Consider the following 14,978-nt stretch of genomic DNA (forward strand, 5'->3'; position numbering starts at 1 on the left):
TGGGCCGCGGTAGGCGCCAAAAGGGGAGCGTCGCCGGCTCTGGGGAGGGCACATGACGGCACAGGCGGACAGCGGGGTGGAGGTCCTCGTCGTACGGCCTGCCGCCGTGCGGCCGATCGACCGGCTGGTGGGTCTCGGTCGCCGTGTTCTTGCCGACAAGCGCGTGAAGTTCGTTCTCACCGGCGCCCTCAACACCGCCTTCGGCTTCGGGTGCTTCGTGGCCTATCAGTACCTCGTGGGTGTGCGCTTCGGCTACATGTGGACTCTCGTTCTCGCTCACATCACGACGGTGCTCTTCGCCTTCGTCACCCATCGTCGCCTGGTGTTCCAGGTGTCCGGTTCAGTGCTGCGCGACCTCTGGCGCTTCGAGTCGGTCTACCTCGTGGCGCTCGGCATCAACGCCCTCCTGCTCCCGCTCGCGGTTGAGGTGGCGGGGCTGCCGGTGCTCGTCGCCCAGGCCGGCATCACGGTGCTCAACGCCTTCGTCAGCTGGATGGGTCACAGCCGGTTCAGCTTCCACCGGAAGGCGGTCGAGGCATGAGCGCCAGGGCGACTGAGCCGCTGGTTTCAGTCGTCGTCCCGACCTACAACAACGCCGCCTTCGTGCGCGACACCCTGCGCTCGATCCTGAGCCAGACGTTCACGGACTTCGAGCTCATCGTCAGCGACCATTCGAGCACCGACGGCACGTGGGAGCTGCTCCTGCCGTTCGCGTCAGACCCTCGCGTGCGACTCCTTCAAATGCCGCGCACGGAACATCCGCACGACAACTGGGCCAACGCGAGCCGGTCCGCCACCGGCAGGTACATCAAGCTCGTCTGTGGTGACGACCTGCTCGCTCCCGAGTGCCTCGAGCGACAAGTGACCGCGATGCGCACCCACCCGGGTGCTGTCATGGTGGCCTCGCGCCGCAACGTGGTCACCGCTCGTGGCGAGGTCGTTCTGCGGTCGTGGGGGTTGCCCAAGATGGTGGGCGAGCTCCCGGGCAGGACGGCGGTGCGCCGGGCCGTCCGGTCGGGCACCAACACCTTCGGCGAGCCAGCCTGTGTCCTGCTGTGCCGAGCGGGCCTCGAGGCCGTCGGGGGCTGGGACGGCACGCACTCCTACGTGCTCGACCAGCACACGTACTCCAAGGTGCTCACGCGTGGGACGTTCGTCGGCCTGGCCGAGCCGTTGGCATCCTTCCGTCTGAGCGACAGCCAGTGGAGCCACGCGCTCGCGCGCAAGCAGTACGGTCAAGTCGTGGCTTTCCACCGAGACCTCGCTGCATCGTGTCCCGATCTACTGTCTCGAGCTGACCTCGCTCGCGGACGTGCTCGCGCCAAGGTCCTCGCCTACGCGCGGCGTCTCGCGTACTTCTCGCTGGCCCGCGAGCTGCGTACGCCGCTGCCGCCCATCGAGATGCCCGTCTCGTCACCGGCGGTAGCCGTCCCGGTCACGGGCCTGACCGCCGAATGAGCGGGGACACCGCAGATCCCGATTACGCGGACCGGCTGGAGCATGCCCAGCGTGTCTGGTGGAAGCGTGTCGTCCCGGTCCAGCTGCCGTACCAGCTCCACCTTCGACGTCAACGTCTCGGCCGGACGCTCGATGTCGGATGCGGCATCGGGCGCAACCTACGGACGCTGGGCCCCGGCTCCGTCGGGGTCGACCACAACCAGGCGGCTGTGACGTACGCCCGCGGTCTGGGCTTCGACGCGATGACGGTCGACGAGTTCCTGGCGAATGATCGGGCCCAGCCGGCGGCCTTCGACTCGATCCTGCTCGCGCACGTCATCGAGCACATGGCGCGACCCGATGCCGAGGCCCTGCTCCGGACGTACCTGCCGTACCTCAAGACCGGCGGCACTGTCTTCTTCATCTGCCCACAGGAGCGTGGTTACGCGTCGGATCCGACGCACGTCTGGTTTGCCACCGGTGATGACCTTTTCCAGTTGTCCCGGACCGTTGACCTGGAGCCACAGCGTGCGTGGAGCTTCCCGTTCCCGCGGCGCGCCGGAAAGTTCTTCGTCTACAACGAGTTCTGCGTCAGGGCGACCAAGCCCTGACGGGGCACGCCCTCGCTCATGGCACCTGCACCAGCTCTCGCGAGACGATGAGGCAGTAGCGGATCCACCACCACTGTGCGGCCACGCCGACCAGCGCGAACACCACGGCGACGAGGACCCGCTGGCGTGGCCGGTCCTCGGGGACTCCAGCGCGGACGAGCGGCCAGAAGACGGGGATCGCGAGCAGGTAGTAGCGGACGGCACTCCAGTTCCAGTCGACAACGGCCAGCACGTAGACGATGTAGGCGATCGTCCACGCTCGAAGCATTGGCTCTTGCTGCCCGAGCGTGAAGAGCCAGATCAGCAGGACGGCCCACAGTGCGGCAACGACAGCCGCGGTCGTCACCCCACCCGGCATGTCGCTGTTGCGCTCGAGGAATCGGGCTATGGGAGTCGACGTCAGTTCCGGGTTCCACGCTTGTTGGGTCAACAAATAGGCCCGGGGCATCCCGGTGGCCACACCGACGATGACCGGCCAGATGATACCGACGAGTCCGGCCCAGACCGCCAGCAGGCCGAGGGCGACGGTGCGTCGACGCGACAGTGATCCCTGGCGCCACAGAAGGAACGCGTACAGGACGAGCGCCGGCGCGAACGCCACGGCAACCCCCCGGGTTAGCCCGAGGAGCAGGAGTACGAGGGCCGCCCACCAGTAACGCTGCTGCGTGATGCATGTGATCACCGCGAGCACGAACGCAAGAGCGAGCCCCTCCGTGTAGCCGATCTGCATCACGGGCGCGCAGATGAACGTGCTCATCGCCAGCACGGCGATGATGCCGCCCACTGATCCATGGGGGCGGGCCACGAGTCGGTAGAGCAGGAGCATCGCAACCGCGCCCGATACGAGCGAGACGGCCACAGAAGCGAGAGGGAAGTCGAGCCGCGTCACGAACGTGACGCCGCGCACGAGGTAGGGGTAGAGCGGGAAGAAGGCCCAAGGGTTCTGCTCGACGTTGCCGGACGCGTCGGTGGGCAGCTCGGACGGGTAGCCGTGGGCAGCGATCTCCCAGTACCACTGCCCATCCCATCGGGTCACGGCGGTGAGATATCCAGGCGGCGCGGTCCCGGCATCGGTGCCGAAGTGAAGGTGGCCGCGACCGACGAACTCTTCGAGCGTGATGGAAGAGTTGCTCGCGACCACGATCATGACGGCGTTCACCAGGCGGGTGCCCAGATAGATCACGAGCGGCCACAGCCACCAGCGCCGCGGCAGCGGGTCTGTTCCTGCCGGCCACCCCTGGACTGATCTGACCGGTGAGCCGGTTGCACGCGGAGCATGGTCGCCGACGTGCTGCCGAGCCATCTGGTGGTCCCCGTTCCTGGCCTGATCTGCGCCCGGAGCATTTGTGCGGGCACCCGCGGCGTCACGATATCGCGACGAAATGGACACGGTCGCAGTTTGGTCGATTGGACGACCGCCATGGTCACTCGACGACGGCAACCCGGCCAGGGTGACGAATCGGACCTTTCGGAAATGCCCTCCCGGGGGCGGTGTCCCACCCCTACTCTCGGGCTCGGGGATGCGGCAGGCGCAAGGCTCGAGTCGCAGGGTTGCGGGCCCCGCGCCCGCGGGTTGGGGGAATCGTGACGGCTTCACCCGGCGCACATCTGCGTTCACTGACCGGTCTGCGCTTCGCCGCAGCCCTTCTCGTCGTCGTCTTCCATCTGTCCTTGGTTGCACCCGGCCTCGGTCAGCTGGGGCGCCTCGCAGCGGCCGGTTACGTCGGGGTCACGTTCTTCTTCGTGCTGAGCGGCTTTGTGCTGACGTACTCGTGGGGCGGTGACGCCACCGCCCCGCGCTTCTATCGACGGCGGTTCGCTCGGATCTATCCCGTGCACGTTCTCTTCGTGGCGCTCGCGATGCTGCCTTGGGGGGCGAGGCCGAACTGGGGAGCACTCCCTGCGAATCTTGCCCTGCTGCAGGCGTGGTCGCCGGACGATGCTGTCGCACGGTCGTTCTCCGGGGTCTCGTGGTCGCTGTCGTGTGAGTTCTTCTTCTACGCGACCTTCCCGATCCTCGTGAGGGTGTTCTGGCGCTGGGTCCGACGGCCCTTGGTGGTCGGCGCCGCTACCGTCGCGCTGGCTTTCGCCGTCGGGGTGGCGATGCAGCTGCATGATCCCGAGTGGGGCGCATGGCTCTTCCACCTTCCGGCTTTCCGCATGGTCGAGTTCGTCGCCGGGTCGCTCGCCGCCCTGGCGATGACGCGCGGATGGGTGCCGCGCCTGCGACTGCGTTGGGCCGGCGTCTTCGTCGTCGTCTCGTACCTCAGCGTGCTCGTGATCCCCGTCGCCATCGGCTACCGCTTCGAGGATCGGTGGGCGTTGTCCCTCGCGATGGTTCCGAGTCTCGTCATGCTCATCGCGGTCTGCGCGCATGTCGACCTTGTCGGTGCGCCGTCACCGCTGCAGGGCCGCACCGTGGTGAGCCTCGGCCAGTGGTCCTTCTGCATCTACATGGCCCACCCGCTCGTGCTGGGGTTCACTCAACCCTTGCTCGCCTCCGCGGGTGTCTTCGGTTCGCTACTGGGCTGCGCGCTGGTCGTGCTCGCTGTCGTGGGGGTTTCGTTCGTGCTTCACGTCGCTGTGGAACGGCCACTCGAGCGACGGCTGCGCGGCGCAGGAGACGTGCGCGCGTCCGGCGCCGTCGACACAGTGAGCGACGGGGTGCCCGTGCCGCTGGTCACGAGGCCGTCGGTCATCGCGACCAGCTATCCCCGGCGAAGCAGCACGTAAGCGCCGACTACCTGCCGCTGGGTGTAGCCGCTGGCCAGGGCTGCACGCGCAGGGGCCGAGCCAGGCTCAGCCACGACGACGTCCGCTTGGTCGAGCGCGCGCGCCGCGCCTGCGGCGTCGCCATCCGTGAACGCAAGGTATGCCGTCTGGTCGGCGTGGTCGAACGCATCGAGCGGGTTGCTCACCCACACCGTGGCGCCCGCTGCGGCCATCGACTCGGCGAGCGGCTCGGCCACGAGCACGACCTGCCCACGGGTGGCCGAGGCGAGCCGTGACGCCTCAGCGTCGGCGACGCGGAACGTGGGTGACCGAACGGTCAGCAGACCAATCACGGCGATGATGACCGTCACGGTGGTCGCCGCGGGCACCAGCCACGGCCTGCGCGTCGGCGCTGGGGCGCGGTCTGACGGAGCCGTTAGGGTCAAGGTCGCGGGGACGGCCAGGAAGAGCACCAGCCAGATGCCGTGTCGGGCCGCGAGAACGCTCGCTCCAGCGAGACCCAGCCCGGCGGCATACTCCCACGTCGGTCGACGATGACGAAACGCCATGTATGCCAAGACGATCGAGGCCGCGAGCAGCATGACGTCGAACGGATTCGAGAGGCTCAGCCGGCTCCACATCCCTGAGTCGTCACTCGTCGCTGCACCTCCGAAGACGCCGAGGTAGTACTGGGGCGCTCGGAGCAGGCCAGGGTTGAGGCACGTTGCCGCGAGCGATGCGAGCCCCACTCCGAATGCCGTCCACGGTTCGAGGCGCAGGCGTGAGAAGACCAGGTAGCAACCCAGCACCGCGACGCCGACCAGCACCGCCCCGTGGAGGTTGCCCCAGAGTGCGATGAGCGGGATCGCCACCCAGATCAACCTCGACGGGCGATCGTGGTCGCGGCGGAGCAGGACGAGAAGCGCGGCATACGGCACCAGAGACAGCAGCTGTGCCCGCGCGATGAGCAAGGGCGCGGCGCCGCCGACCAGGACGAGCACCAGCACCGAAACGATCACGGTCGCCCGTGCGCCGCCACGCCGCGCGGCTGCCACGAGGAGCCACACGGTCCACGTGACCGCTACGACCTGGGCCGCGACGATGCCGATGCTTCCGCCGATGTACAGAACGGAGAAGACGACCTGCCCGAGTGCCGTCGTGTTGACCCAGTCGCCGGACGGCGCAGCCGCGAAGGGCACGCCCACGGGGATCCGGCGATCGGCGCGGATGGTGTCACCAAGGGCGCTCAGCCACAGCGCGTCAGAGCCGACGATCGAGAGCCACGTGACGACGCAGGCGAAAGCGCCGAGTGCGACCAGAGCGATGGTCGAGGTGGTCCCGGACTCGCCTGCCCTGTCCCAGCGCTCGCGCGCCCCGGTCATGGTCGCGGCGCCACGATCTGAGTCGGTCCGGATCGCCGCCGATTGGTCAGGGCAGTGGCTGCGGACGCCAGCAGAAGCAGGACGGCGACCCAGAGGTAGGCGTAGGCGACGAGGAGCTGGGCGGCGGTCAGTGGTCCGGTCTCCGGAACCGTCCACATGGGGGCCACGTAGAACACCAGCCCGATGATGGCTGCAGCGACAAGGTGCCGGAGGCGGACGAGTGCGACGAGCGTCGGCACGACCCACACCCAATGATGGGTCCAAGAGATCGGAGAGAGGAGCAACGTCGCGCCCGCCAGACTCAACGCGACGCTGGTCCAGTGGCCACGACGTGCTTGTAGGACGGCCGTGGACAGGGCGAGCACCGCGGCAGCGGCGATCACGGCCCACATCACCCAGGGTGGGGCGTCTGCTGCGGCGCGGGACACGAACGACCGCACCGACTGGTTCACCGGGGAGAACGCCAGTTCGCCGAAGCGGTCGAACTTGTCGAAACCGCCCAACCAGTAGCCCTGCGAAGAGCCAGGCGCGGCAATCCAGCCCACCGCGACGGTCGCAGCGCCGGCCGCTGACGCGATGGCTGCGGCACGCCAGTCACGCCGGAGGAGGAAGTAGACGACAAAGAGGGCGGGCGTGAGCTTGATCCCCGCCGCGATGCCGACGAGCAGGCCGCGGAAGCGCGCCGGCATCAGGAAGCAGTCCGCCAGGACGAGCGCCATGAGGATGACGCCGACCTGCCCGAGGACCAACGTCCGGACCACGGGCTCGAGTGACAGACCCGCGACCCCGAGGAGGATCGTGGTGGCCCAACGAGCGCCGACGGCTCGCCTCACGGCGATGAGGCACATGGCGTAGGCGATGAGGGTGCCCACGGTAAAGGCCACCTTCGACGCCGAGAGTCCGATGACGGCGAGCGGGACGAAGGCGACCGCGGCGAACGGCGGGTAGTTGAAGGCCAGGACACCGGGACGCGGCGCGTAGACGTCGACACCGTCGAGGACTGAGACGCCGCCGTAGTAGAAGTCCGTCAGGTCGACGAAGTTCCAGGTGACCGTGGCGCTCCAGCGGAGATACAGCGCTGCCAGCACCACCAGCCACACGGCCACCAGTGAGATGCCAGGCGGTCGCCGGAGGTGGCGTCGCGGCGCGGTCAGCGTGCCGTCGGTGGTCATTCGTCTCCTCTCGGTGTCCATTGGTGCAGTCCAAGCCACCCAGGTCGGCTGCGGCTTCCAGGCCATGAGACCGGTCTGCGGTGACCGCCACAACCGTGCCATCTGACGCTGTCCGAAAGGTGCGTTTTCACAAGGCGTCGTGAACTTCAAGCATTCTCAGGACACGTCGACAGCGCCCGCCTACTCTCTCCTCAGCGGGGGGCACATTCGGGTGGCCCTGCATCACTGGGAGGAACCCTTCACCATGACCAAGATTGCTGCCAAGGTCCAGACGCTGCTCAACAAGGAGCGCGGCGCGACCGCCGTCGAGTACGGNTTGTCCACGACGTTCAACAACGTCGCCGGCAAGATCTGAGCACGACCACGGGTGCGGGGCCGGGGGTACGGCTTCGCACCCGTGACTCGCTCGTGGGCGGGGGTCACACGAGTCCAAACAGACATCTGCGCTGTGACACCACCGACAAACACCCACTAGGGAGTAACCAGAATGACCAAGCTTGCTGCCAAGGTCCAGACGCTGCTCAACAAGGAGCGCGGCGCGACCGCCGTCGAGTACGGTCNTCGACGACGTTCAACAACGTCGCCAGTCAGATCTGATCTTTCGTACAACGTCCGCGCCGGGGGGCACGGGACGACACTGCACAACTCTGGGGAGGGCGATCTGGCATGGCCAGAACTGAGCGCGGCGCGTCTGCCGTGGAGTTCGCGATCGTTCTCCCTGTGTTGTTCCTCGTCCTCGCCGGGATCGTCGACTTCGGTCGCGCATATTTCGCACAGATCGAGCTGTCCAATGCCGCCCGAGAAGGTGCTCGGGCCGCGGTGGTGCTGCCGTTGGGTTCGACGCCCGCGCCGACGACCGAGGTCGCAGCTCGTGTGGCCGCGGCGCTTCCCGGGATCTCTGACGCAACGGTGACGCCCGTCTACTGCCCATCCGCCAACTCCACACTGCGAGCGACGGTCACAGTTTCGCGGCCGTTCCAGTGGATCGTCCTGGGCCCCGCCATGCGCATCATCGGCGGCTCCCTTGCGGACGGCACCATCCGAGCGACGGGAGTCATGCAATGCGGTGGTTGAAACGAGTGCGGCAATCCATGCGCCCCGACCGTGGTGCGGCCGCCATCATCGTCACGGTCCTCGTCAGCTGCGGGGTGGTGATCGGGATGCTTGCCATCACCGCTGACCTCGGATCGGTCGCGTCCCAGCGCCGTTCCGTGCAGAACTCCTCCGACGCCGCTGTGATGTCTCTGGCCGTCGCATGTGCCAAGAAGGACGCAACCATCTGCTCGACGGCCAACGCGACGACGGCGCTGGCGGGCCTGGCCGGGGCCAACTCGACCGGGGCTACCGTCGACGCTGCCTGTGCCTCGACAGTGGCCCAGGCGTCCCCCTTGCTGGTCCCGATCTCCACGACGTGCGCAGCCGGGGTCACGAGCGACCTCGGTGCGTGTCTGCCAGCCTCCACGGCAACCGCCCTGCTGCCCTATGTGGAGGTTCGCACTTCCAACTCGGCAAGCACGCCTTTCGGTGGCGCAATGGGGTCGGGCGATTCCCGACCGGTTCCGGCCTGTGCCCGCGCGGCGTGGGGGGCGCCCGGCGACTACACCGCCCAGGTCCCCATCGTGGTCTCCGAGTGCGAGTGGAAGAACAACACGTCCGACGGCTCGGTCTACCAGACCGGACCGGCCGGGCCCGCTCCCGGATATGGCACTGCCGCGGGACAGACCCCGTGGCCAGCGGCCTCGTCGGAGATCACGATCTACCTCAAGAGCACGACGACAGTCCCGTGCGCCATCAACGGCAAGGACACCGCGGGCGGTTTCGGCTACGTGGACGACACGGCGGGGCTCTGTGCCGCTCTCGTCAGTGTCAACGGCTGGGCCTCGATCGACACCGGTAGCTCGGCACCCAGCGGCTGCGACGCCGCCATCGCTGCCCTGCGGGGCAAGGTGATCGAGCTCCCGATCTTCGACTGCCTCGTCAAGCAGCTGACCCAGCCCACGGGACCGATCTCCGGCTACCCCGACTGCACCGGGGCCGGTGCTGGTGGCGCGAAGTCCTGGTACCACATCGCGGGTTGGTCCAAGTTCTACCTCTCCGGCTTCAAGGTCGGCGGATCGCAGGAGGCGGCCAGCCTCCGCAGCGGCGTCGTCCCCTGCAGCGGCGGCGACCGCTGCCTCTCCGGCTGGTACGTCACCGGCACGCTCACCGGCTCCGGAACCATCGTCCCGCCAACGCCCGGCAACTCGTTCGGCGCGGTCCTCGTGGCACCCGCCGGCTGATCATCAACGCAACACCATGAACACCTTCTCTGGGGGCATCTCCGCATGAACCGTCGTATTCTCGCCATCGTCGTTGCACTCGCACTCGCCATCGGCGGCGGCTTGCTTGTCATCAGCTACGCCCGCAACGCCGACGCGCGGGCCATCGCGGAAGCGTCACCGGCGCCGGTGTGGGTGTCCCAGCAACCCGTTCCCGTCGGCACGACCCTCAAGGACGCCCAGCGGACCGGTCTCATCGCACAGACCTCCGTCAGCTCCAAGGCCGTGCCTGCCGGCGCGCTCCAGGAGATCAACGCGGACAACAACGCGCTCCTTGCCACGTCTGACATCCCGGCCGGAGAGTACCTGCTCGCCGCTCGATTCGGCACGACGCCACAGGGCACGAAGGCGATCGAGGTGCCGAGCGGCATGCTCGCGGTTTCCCTGGCCCTCTCCGACCCGGCGCGCGTCGGGAAGTTCGTCACGCCCGGCTCGCACATCGCGCTCTTCCAGACCTACACGATCAAGGACCTGAGGGACACGCCTGAGGCCAAGATCCTCAACGAGAACCAGGTGCATGGCACGAGCCTCCTGCTCCCCGACGTGCTCGTCATCGCCATGGGTGACGCCCCCCTTGCCGGGCAGGCTGCGGCGCCGCCGGCCGAGGGCCAGCCGGCGACCGCCGCCGGCGCGGCGGGCGGGTACCTCGTCACCGTGGCCGTGAAGCCGGCAGACGCCACGCTCCTCATCCACGGCATCGCCAACCGCCAGCTGTACGCGGGTCTCCGTGGCTCCGACGTCAAGGTCGACCCGAAGCTCGAGGTCACCGACCTCCAGCTACGAGACGCGGTGGCCGGCCCATGACCATCCTGTGGGACTACGACCCGGCCGCGGTCGACACCTACCGCTTCGCGCTCGGCGGTGACGCGGTCCACCTCAACTCGGCGCCCCGCGTCAGCCGCGCCCTCGAGGAGGACCGCAACCAGTCGCTCGTCGTCATCGGCCCCGACATCGACCTCGACTCGGCCTGCGAGCTGGCCGAGCGGGAGCGCATCGACCGGCCCGAGCTCGGCGTCATCCTGCTCCGTCACCGCCTCGACGTGACGGCCCTCGCCCAGGCGCTGCGCAGTGGTGTCCGCGAAGTCGTCCAGGCCGACGACCAGACGGCGCTGGCCGACGCAGTCCGCCGGTCGGTGGCACTGACCCAACAGCTGACCGGCCACGGCACCAACGTGGGTGGCCGTGACGGCAAGATCATCACCGTCTTCAGCGCCAAGGGTGGCGTCGGCAAGACGACGATGTCGACCAACCTCGCCGTCTACCTCGCCTCCGTGGGGGCCAAGACCCTGCTCGTCGACCTCGACCTGATGTTTGGCGACGTCGCGATCAGCCTCCAGCTCCAGCCGCACGGCTCGGTGCGTGACGTCGTCGCGATGAGCGGGCACCTCGACGACGCCGGCGTGCAGTCCGTCGTGACGCGCCACGAGGAGAGCGGCCTAGACGTCATCGCGGCGCCGGCCGACCCGGCCGACGCAGACCGCGTCCCGTCGCACGTCGTCATCGAGCTCCTCCGTGTCGCCCGCGGGCAGTACGACTACGTCATCGTCGACACCCCGCCGTCGTTCACCGAGCACGTGCTCGCGGCGTTCGACGTCAGCGACCTCACCATCCTCATCGCGACACTCGACATCCCGGCCGTGAAGAACCTCCGGATCGCGATCAACACACTCGACACGCTCGGGGCGTCGAGGGAGGCCCGGACCATCGTGCTCAACCGCTCCGACGCCAAGGTTGGGCTCAAGCCCGACGACGTCGAGGCCGCCCTGAAGGCGCCCATCTCGGCCAACGTCCCCAACAGCCTCACGGTGCCGGCGTCGGTCAACCGCGGCGTCGCGCTCGTCCTCGACGACCCGCGCAACCCGGTGTCGCTCGCGATCCGCGACCTCGCCGACCACGAGATCCGACGTCGCTTCGGCGAGGACCTGCAGAACGGCGCCAAGCGCAGCTTCGGCCTGTTCGGAGGAAAGAAATGAGCAACCTCGCCGACCGCCTGGAACGGGCCCGTCAGTCCAGCCACATCAACGATCCGGCACCGACCAACGGCGGCCAGATCCGCATCACCAACGGTGCGGTGCCCGTGCGTCGCCGCGGTGTCGACCCCTTCGCAGGCGTCAAGGAGCGCGTCCACCAGGCGCTCGTGGCGTCGTTGGGCCCTCGTCTCTATGACCCCAACCTCAGCGAGGGCGAGCTCGCCACGCAGGTGCGCACGACCCTGCAGGAGGTCATCGACTCCGAGCAGACCCCGCTCTCGCACGCCGACCGCACCCGCATCGCCCAGGACGTCTCCGACGACATCCTCGGCCACGGTCCCCTCGAGCCCTACCTGCGCGATGCAGAGGTCTCCGAGATCATGGTCAACGGCGCCGAGGACATCTACATCGAGCGCGCGGGCAAGATCTACCCCGTCGACGCGCGCTTCTCCGACGAGACCCACCTGCGCCGCACCATCGACAAGATCGTGGGTCGCGTCGGTCGTCGCGTCGACGAGTCCAGCCCGATGGTCGACGCGCGCCTGCCTGACGGCTCGCGTGTCAACGCGGTCGTGCCGCCGATCGCTCTCGACGGGTCGATGCTGACGATCCGCAAGTTCTCGGCCGACCCGTTCACCGACCGCGACCTCATCTCGTTCGGCACGATGACCGAGAACGTCCGTGACTTCCTCGACGCCTGCGTCAAGGGCCGCCGCAACATCATCATCAGCGGCGGCACTGGCTCGGGCAAGACGACGACGCTCAACGTCATCAGTTCCTTCCTGCCGAACGACGAGCGGATCGTCACGATCGAGGACGCCGCCGAGCTCCAGCTCCAGCAGCAGCACGTGCTGCGCCTCGAGGCCCGACCGGCCAACATCGAGGGCCGCGGACTCGTCTCCATCCGCGAGCTCGTCAAGAACACCCTGCGCATGCGCCCCGACCGCATCATCGTCGGTGAGATCCGAGACGGCGCCGCGCTCGACATGCTCCAAGCCATGAACACCGGCCACGATGGCTCGATCACCACGGTCCACGCCAACACCGCTCGAGACAGCCTCGCGCGTCTCGAGACGATGGTCCTCATGGCCGGTGTCGACCTGCCCGTGCGCGCCATCCGCGAGCAGGTGGCAGGCGCCGTCGACCTCATCGTCCAACAGTCACGCCTCAAGGACGGCACACGTCGCATCGTCGCGATCTCCGAGGTCGTCGGCATGGAGTCCGACGTCATCACCCTCCAGGACATCTTCACCTTCAACTACGGGGCTGGCCGCGACGAGAACGGTCGATTCCTCGGCGGCCTTGTGCCGACCGGCATCCGTCCGAAGTTCACCGCCGACCTGGCCGATGTCGGTGTCGAGCTGCCTGTCTCACTCTTCGCGCGGTCGGTTCTGTGAGCGGCACGACTCGTCGCCTCGTCACCGCCCTGACCGCCCTCGCGGTCGGACTCGTGGTCCTGCCGGCAGGCGTCGCGCAGGCGGCCGACGTGTCGGTCGGCCTGAGCAGCGTCAAGGCGACCTCGACCAGCTCGGGTTCGACGCTGACCGGCGTCATCACACTGAGCAGCAAGGTCGACGTCCAGGTCGACCCTGCGTCGCTGAAGGTGAAGGTCGACGGTCAGGAGTTCCCGACCACGGTCAAGCAGGCCGCGAAGCTGGACCGCAAGGCGATGCTCGTCATCGACACCAGTGGCTCCATGGGATCCCAAGGCATGTCGACCGTCCGCAAGGCTGCCGCCACCTACCTCAAGACCGTGCCGGCCGACGTCAAGGTCGGCGTCGCGTCGTTCGCCAACACCGCCGGCGTCGACCTCGCCCCTACGCTCGACCGCGCGGCCGCGCAGCGCGTCATCAACGGCCTCGACTCGCGCGGCGACACCAGCCTGTATGCCGGGATGCAGAGCGCCGCTGCGGTGCTCGGGGGGAGTGGTGACCGCAGCATCGTCCTGCTCAGCGACGGAGCCGACACCACTGCCGACAACAAGGCGCTGGCCCTCAAGAACACCGTCGCCAAGCTCAAGGCCGGCGACATCCGGGTCGACGTCGTGCGCTTCAAGACCAACGACCCGGACGCCACGGGCGCGCTCAAGGCCTTCGCCGACACCAACGGCGGAACCGTCGTCGGGGCCGACAACACGGCTGGTGTCTCGGCAGCGTTCGCCGCATCGGCCCGGGCGCTCAACCGTCAGGTCCAGTTCTCGACCGCGATCCCCAAGTCGCTGTCGGGACTCCACCAGTTCGACGTGTCGGGAGTTGCCGGCACCACCGCTTTCGGGTTCAGCCGTCAGGCCACCTTCGGTGCACCGGTTGCAGCGCCCTCGCCGACACCGTCGGCCACGCCGGGACCTGGCGCCCCTGCTCCCCAGGCCGCGGGCATCGGACCGGTCACCTTCACCGACCGGACGCCCTACATCGCCGGTGGACTGCTTGCCCTTGCCCTGTTCGTCCTGCTGTCGACGTCGCTCATGCCGACGCTCCAGACCAAGCGCGAGCGTCGGATCGCATCGATCGGCTCCTACGTCGTCGGTGACAGCGTCGCCCTCTCGCGGCAGGAGATCAAGGCAGCCCAGAGCACCATCGCGGCGCAGCTGCTCGACATGGGTGACCGGGTCATGAAGGACCGGAAGTCCACGAGCAAGACGATGGCCCTCATCGAGCGCGCCGACCTGCCCTTCCGTGCCGGTGAGTGGCTCATCCTGCGTGTCGTCGCCGTCATCGTGGGGGTGGCACTCGGAATGGTGCTCGTCGGTAACGCCAAGGTCCTCGGGCTCATCCTCGGTGGGGTCCTCGGACTGATCCTCATGCCCGTCGGTCTGCGTTTTGCTGCTTCGCGCCGGTCGCGGAAGTTCGAGGCCCAGCTGCCACAGATCCTGCTCCTCATCTCCACGAGCCTCCGCAGCGGTTTCGGTCTGCCGCAGGCACTCGATGCGGTCGCCCGTGACGCGGCGGAGCCGGCGGGCAAGGAGTTCAGCCGAGCGCTTGCCGAGACCCGGATCGGCACCGACATCTCCGATGCTCTCGAGCGAGTCGCCACGCGCATGGAGAGCACGTCGATGCACTGGACCGTCATGGCGATCCGCATCCAGCGTGAGGTCGGCGGCAACCTGGCTGAGACACTCCGCACGACGGCCGGCACGCTCCGCGAACGCGAGTCGCTCCAACGACAGGTGTCGACGCTCTCGGCCGAAGGTCGCCTCTCCGCCTACATCCTCATCGCGCTGCCCATCTTCATCTTCATCTACATGACGCGGGTGAACTACGGGTACGTCAGCCTGCTGTGGACGACGACTGTGGGCCTCGTCATGAGCGTGGGCGGGCTGGTCGCGCTCGGTGTCGGCATCCTCTGGATGCGCCAAGTCGTCAAGATCGAGGTGTGA

General features: G+C 68.1%; 13 protein-coding genes. 10 read left to right on the top strand and 3 right to left on the bottom strand.

Annotation, left to right across the window (positions count from 1 at the left end; all coding sequences use genetic code 11):
* Positions 1-52: 52 nt before the first annotated feature.
* The 3 genes from ASG96_RS01720 to ASG96_RS01730 are packed head-to-tail and all read left to right on the top strand — an operon-like array spanning position 53 to position 2,048.
* Positions 53-541, top strand: coding sequence for a GtrA family protein (locus tag ASG96_RS01720; RefSeq protein WP_082591557.1), 489 nt, complete (start codon positions 53-55; stop codon positions 539-541).
* Positions 538-1,458 (top strand): glycosyltransferase family 2 protein, encoded by a 921-nt coding sequence (locus ASG96_RS01725; RefSeq protein ID WP_057586225.1) that lies wholly within the window; start codon positions 538-540, stop codon positions 1,456-1,458. Before ASG96_RS01720 ends, ASG96_RS01725 begins: the two co-directional genes overlap by 4 nt.
* Positions 1,455-2,048: a bifunctional 2-polyprenyl-6-hydroxyphenol methylase/3-demethylubiquinol 3-O-methyltransferase UbiG gene (locus ASG96_RS01730; protein ID WP_057586227.1), complete on the top strand. Its 594-nt coding sequence runs from the start codon at positions 1,455-1,457 to the stop codon at positions 2,046-2,048. The genes ASG96_RS01725 and ASG96_RS01730 overlap by 4 nt, the downstream gene beginning before the upstream one ends.
* 16 nt (positions 2,049-2,064) lie before the next feature.
* On the opposite strand, the gene ASG96_RS01735 is transcribed toward ASG96_RS01730, so the two are convergent.
* Positions 2,065-3,438, bottom strand: a complete 1,374-nt coding sequence (locus ASG96_RS01735) for a hypothetical protein (RefSeq protein ID WP_157610596.1) — start codon at positions 3,436-3,438, stop codon at positions 2,065-2,067.
* Positions 3,439-3,632: 194 nt separating this feature from the next.
* Between ASG96_RS01735 and ASG96_RS01740 the strand changes: the two genes are divergently transcribed.
* Positions 3,633-4,781, top strand: a complete 1,149-nt coding sequence (locus ASG96_RS01740) for an acyltransferase (protein ID WP_162262003.1) — start codon at positions 3,633-3,635, stop codon at positions 4,779-4,781.
* Here the strand turns inward: ASG96_RS01740 and ASG96_RS01745 are convergent.
* Positions 4,757-6,142, bottom strand: coding sequence for a hypothetical protein (locus ASG96_RS01745; RefSeq protein WP_057586233.1), 1,386 nt, complete (start codon positions 6,140-6,142; stop codon positions 4,757-4,759). The two genes, ASG96_RS01740 and ASG96_RS01745, sit on opposite strands and share 25 nt — an antisense overlap.
* Entirely contained in the window at positions 6,139-7,314 is a 1,176-nt protein-coding gene (locus ASG96_RS01750) for a glycosyltransferase 87 family protein (RefSeq protein ID WP_057586235.1), read from the bottom strand. The genes ASG96_RS01745 and ASG96_RS01750 overlap by 4 nt, the downstream gene beginning before the upstream one ends.
* Before the next feature lie 666 nt (positions 7,315-7,980).
* Between ASG96_RS01750 and ASG96_RS01755 the strand changes: the two genes are divergently transcribed.
* From ASG96_RS01755 to ASG96_RS01785, 6 genes are read left to right on the top strand one after another with little or no spacing between them, the layout of a single operon-like run.
* Positions 7,981-8,388, top strand: a complete 408-nt coding sequence (locus ASG96_RS01755; protein WP_057586237.1) for a TadE/TadG family type IV pilus assembly protein — start codon at positions 7,981-7,983, stop codon at positions 8,386-8,388.
* Between the two features lie 17 nt (positions 8,389-8,405).
* Positions 8,406-9,593, top strand: coding sequence for a hypothetical protein (locus ASG96_RS23060; RefSeq protein ID WP_157610597.1), 1,188 nt, complete (start codon positions 8,406-8,408; stop codon positions 9,591-9,593).
* Between the two features lie 45 nt (positions 9,594-9,638).
* Positions 9,639-10,436 (top strand): Flp pilus assembly protein CpaB, encoded by a 798-nt coding sequence (locus ASG96_RS01770; protein ID WP_057586243.1) that lies wholly within the window; start codon positions 9,639-9,641, stop codon positions 10,434-10,436.
* Entirely contained in the window at positions 10,433-11,605 is a 1,173-nt protein-coding gene (locus ASG96_RS01775; protein WP_057586246.1) for an AAA family ATPase, read from the top strand. The genes ASG96_RS01770 and ASG96_RS01775 overlap by 4 nt, the downstream gene beginning before the upstream one ends.
* Complete coding sequence (locus tag ASG96_RS01780; RefSeq protein ID WP_057586247.1) at positions 11,602-12,999, top strand: CpaF family protein; 1,398 nt, start codon at positions 11,602-11,604, stop codon at positions 12,997-12,999. Before ASG96_RS01775 ends, ASG96_RS01780 begins: the two co-directional genes overlap by 4 nt.
* Entirely contained in the window at positions 12,996-14,978 is a 1,983-nt protein-coding gene (locus tag ASG96_RS01785; protein ID WP_057586249.1) for a type II secretion system F family protein, read from the top strand. The genes ASG96_RS01780 and ASG96_RS01785 overlap by 4 nt, the downstream gene beginning before the upstream one ends.

Source organism: Terrabacter sp. Soil810 (assembly GCF_001429645.1).
In the GTDB taxonomy this organism is placed as follows: domain Bacteria; phylum Actinomycetota; class Actinomycetes; order Actinomycetales; family Dermatophilaceae; genus Terrabacter.

Bases quoted from the DNA above. Each gene is read 5' to 3' on its own strand.
- ASG96_RS01720 (WP_082591557.1), top strand. From the start codon at position 53: ATGACGGCACAGGCGGACAGCGGGGTGGAGGTCCTCGTCGTACGGCCT.
- ASG96_RS01725 (WP_057586225.1), top strand. From the start codon at position 538: ATGAGCGCCAGGGCGACTGAGCCGCTGGTTTCAGTCGTCGTCCCGACC.
- ASG96_RS01730 (WP_057586227.1), top strand. From the start codon at position 1,455: ATGAGCGGGGACACCGCAGATCCCGATTACGCGGACCGGCTGGAGCAT.
- ASG96_RS01745 (WP_057586233.1), bottom strand. From the start codon at position 6,142: ATGACCGGGGCGCGCGAGCGCTGGGACAGGGCAGGCGAGTCCGGGACC.
- ASG96_RS01750 (WP_057586235.1), bottom strand. From the start codon at position 7,314: ATGACCACCGACGGCACGCTGACCGCGCCGCGACGCCACCTCCGGCGA.
- ASG96_RS01755 (WP_057586237.1), top strand. From the start codon at position 7,981: ATGGCCAGAACTGAGCGCGGCGCGTCTGCCGTGGAGTTCGCGATCGTT.
- ASG96_RS23060 (WP_157610597.1), top strand. From the start codon at position 8,406: ATGCGCCCCGACCGTGGTGCGGCCGCCATCATCGTCACGGTCCTCGTC.
- ASG96_RS01770 (WP_057586243.1), top strand. From the start codon at position 9,639: ATGAACCGTCGTATTCTCGCCATCGTCGTTGCACTCGCACTCGCCATC.
- ASG96_RS01775 (WP_057586246.1), top strand. From the start codon at position 10,433: ATGACCATCCTGTGGGACTACGACCCGGCCGCGGTCGACACCTACCGC.
- ASG96_RS01780 (WP_057586247.1), top strand. From the start codon at position 11,602: ATGAGCAACCTCGCCGACCGCCTGGAACGGGCCCGTCAGTCCAGCCAC.